This window comes from Bacillus sp. JJ1127, from assembly GCF_036965845.1.
Lineage (GTDB): Bacteria > Bacillota > Bacilli > Bacillales > Bacillaceae_G > Bacillus_A.
Genome location: NZ_JBALQK010000019.1, coordinates 13,746 through 16,542, shown reverse-complemented (window position 1 = coordinate 16,542; position 2,797 = coordinate 13,746). Strand labels below are relative to the sequence as shown.

Annotated in this window: 2 protein-coding genes; one reads left to right on the top strand and one right to left on the bottom strand. The window is 34.1% G+C overall.

Annotation, left to right across the window (positions count from 1 at the left end; translation table 11 throughout):
- Positions 1-176: 176 nt before the first annotated feature.
- A complete protein-coding gene (locus V7183_RS02640) occupies positions 177-1,595 on the bottom strand; it encodes an amino acid permease (RefSeq protein ID WP_335358612.1) in 1,419 nt (472 codons plus the stop codon).
- 413 nt (positions 1,596-2,008) lie between these two features.
- On the opposite strand from V7183_RS02640, the gene V7183_RS02635 reads away from it, so the two are divergent.
- Positions 2,009-2,722: a C39 family peptidase gene (locus V7183_RS02635; protein WP_335358613.1), complete on the top strand. Its 714-nt coding sequence runs from the start codon at positions 2,009-2,011 to the stop codon at positions 2,720-2,722.
- Positions 2,723-2,797: the final 75 nt, after the last annotated feature.

Genomic DNA, 2,797 nt, shown 5'->3' with positions numbered 1-2,797 from the left:
ACAAATGCATTGTTTTTACGATGAAAAACATTTGTAACTTGATAACATTGTAAACTATTTTTCGAGAGAAAATGTGATTGTGGAAATTTTAAGATAAATAAAGTTATACCAACATATCCAATAAACGGAAAAAAACTATCTTATCATAAGATGAGATAGTTGAATATTTTATATATTTAGTTTATTTCTTGTGTAACATTTCGTTGCTGTTCAAATGTGACAACTTTTTTATATTTAATTTGGTACAAGAGATAGCAAATAATCATAAATGGAATCCCGCAATAAAGTGCAATGCGTTGATCCGGTATAAAAGCTAAACTAACGAATGTAATGAAATTTAAAGAAAAAGCAACAATTGGAACGATTGGATAAAGTGGTGTACGATACTTTAAATCCTTTATATTTCCACCATTCTTTATAAATTCCTTGCGAAAGAAAAATTGTGAAGCTGCAATTGACATCCAAACGACAACAGCTGCCATTGCTGCAATTGACGATAGTATTAAAAAGACAGTATCTGCTGCAAATATGCTTGTTAATAGCGAAAGGCTTGCAAAGATTAAGCTGAAAATTAAAGCATTCAGAGGCACTCCCTTTTTTGTTAATTTCGCAAATGCAGGACTCGCCATATCTTGTTTCGACATAGCCCAAAGCATACGTGAATTTGCGTATAGTCCTGAGTTTGCTACTGATAGTACAGCAGTAATAATAACAAAGTTCATAATGTCTGCTGCATATGGAATGCCCACTGTATCAAAGACAAGTACGAATGGACTTTCTACAAGATTAGCCTCCTGCCATGGGAGTAAGCCTACAACAACAGTAATTGCTAATACGAAAAAGAATAAAGTACGCCAAATTGTATTTTTGATTGCTTTTGGAATTGTTTTTTCAGGATTTTCACTTTCGCCTGAAGCAATTCCGATTAATTCGGTTCCTTGGAATGAATAATTTACAGTAATCATTGTGAGAAGGACAGCTAGGACACCATTTGGAAATAATCCACCATTTTCAGTGAAGTTATGAAGCATTGGTGCTGGTTTTCCGTTGAAATCTAAGAAACCAAACATAACAGCGCCTCCAAGTATAATAAAGACAATAATAGTCGTGACTTTTACACTAGAAAACCAAAATTCCGTCTCCGCAAATGCTCTTGTCGATAAAGCGTTTACAAGAAAAAGGATTGCTGCAAATGTAACACACCAAATCCATGAAGCAACATCTGGAAACCAACGCTTCATCAAAATACTAACAGTTGTCAGTTCTACACCAACTGTAACAGCCCAGTTTAGCCAATACATCCAACCGACGACGAACCCAAAACCTGGTGAAATAAATTTGCTTGCATAACTTTGAAATGAACCCGCCTCCGGCATGGCAACAGATAGTTCACCAAGACAGAGCATTGTTAAATACATGACGAAACCGCCAACTAAAAATGCAAGGATGGCTCCGCCTGGTCCGGCATTGTGGACAATTTGTCCTGATCCCATAAACAATCCAGTCCCAATGACGCCACCGAGTGCAATCATAAATAGGTGTCTGCTTTTCATTGTACGCTTTAAGCCAGTTTGCTCTGTAGTTGTTTGATTCATATTCTCTTCACCCCGTATTTTCCCTTGTTTGTTCTGCTCATTACATATTGAGTTTCATTGGTGAATTAATCATCGGTGGGGGATGAAAACATACAGATTGTAAGTCTGTTCTTTTATCACGATACNNGTATCGTGATAAAAGAACAACGATGATTAATTTCCCTTAAGTTTGTACTATGTGACGAAAAGAAATATTCGCTGTTCATCAAATAGACATTTTTAATTCTAACAAAATATTCTGAAAATGCATATTTATTTTTCTTTTTATTACAAAAAATTAGAATTTTAAAACAATATAACTAAATAATAATTCATATAATCTTCCTAGCAAACTAGTAAGAAGAAAGGTACAATGATAAGAGGCATGTTTTGTAAAGATAAACAAATAATGGTGTAATGGAGCTTGATTTATGATGAAGAAACTTAAATATATGTTTATTTTCAGTATTATAATTATTGGGGCAATAGTAATAGGGAAGAATAAAATTGTTCAAAAAGCAGCGCATGAATTCCGTTTGGATTTTTTATCTGATATGAAAGAAACAGCTATGATTGAAAATGTTCCATTTATAAAGCAACTTCCTGAATTGCCAAGAGGTTGTGAAGTGACAAGTTTAGCGATGTTACTGCAATATAAAGGGGTCGAAGTAGACAAGATGACACTTGCCAGTGAAATTCATCGTGTTCCATTTGAAGAAAATGGTTTGCGTGGAAACCCTCATGAAGGATTTGTAGGGAATATTTATACAAAGGATGAGCCGGGATATGGTGTATACAATCAACCAATTTTTAAACTTGCGGAAAAATATGTTCCTGAAAAAGTAATTAATTTAACAGGAAGAAATATAGAGGATATATATAAAGTAATTAGTTCAGGTTCGCCAGTATGGGTAATTGCTAATACAACATTTCAGCCGTTAGCTGAAGACAGTTTTGAAACATGGAATACAAGTGCGGGCGATATAAAAATTACATATTATGAGCATAGTGCGGTAGTAGTAGGATATGATCAAAATTTTGTATATATAAATGATCCGCTTGCAAATAACCCACGTAAAGGAGTGCCACGCGCTCAGTTTGAAAAGGCATGGGAACAAATGGGGAAACAAGCAATTACTATTTTATAAAAATAAAAAGTCATCTTTATAGATGGCTTTTTTATATATACCAATTAAAAAACTGACATAAAACCCCCTCTTTTT

Bases quoted from the DNA above. Each gene is read 5' to 3' on its own strand.
- V7183_RS02640 (WP_335358612.1), bottom strand. From the start codon at position 1,595: ATGAATCAAACAACTACAGAGCAAACTGGCTTAAAGCGTACAATGAAA.
- V7183_RS02635 (WP_335358613.1), top strand. From the start codon at position 2,009: ATGAAGAAACTTAAATATATGTTTATTTTCAGTATTATAATTATTGGG.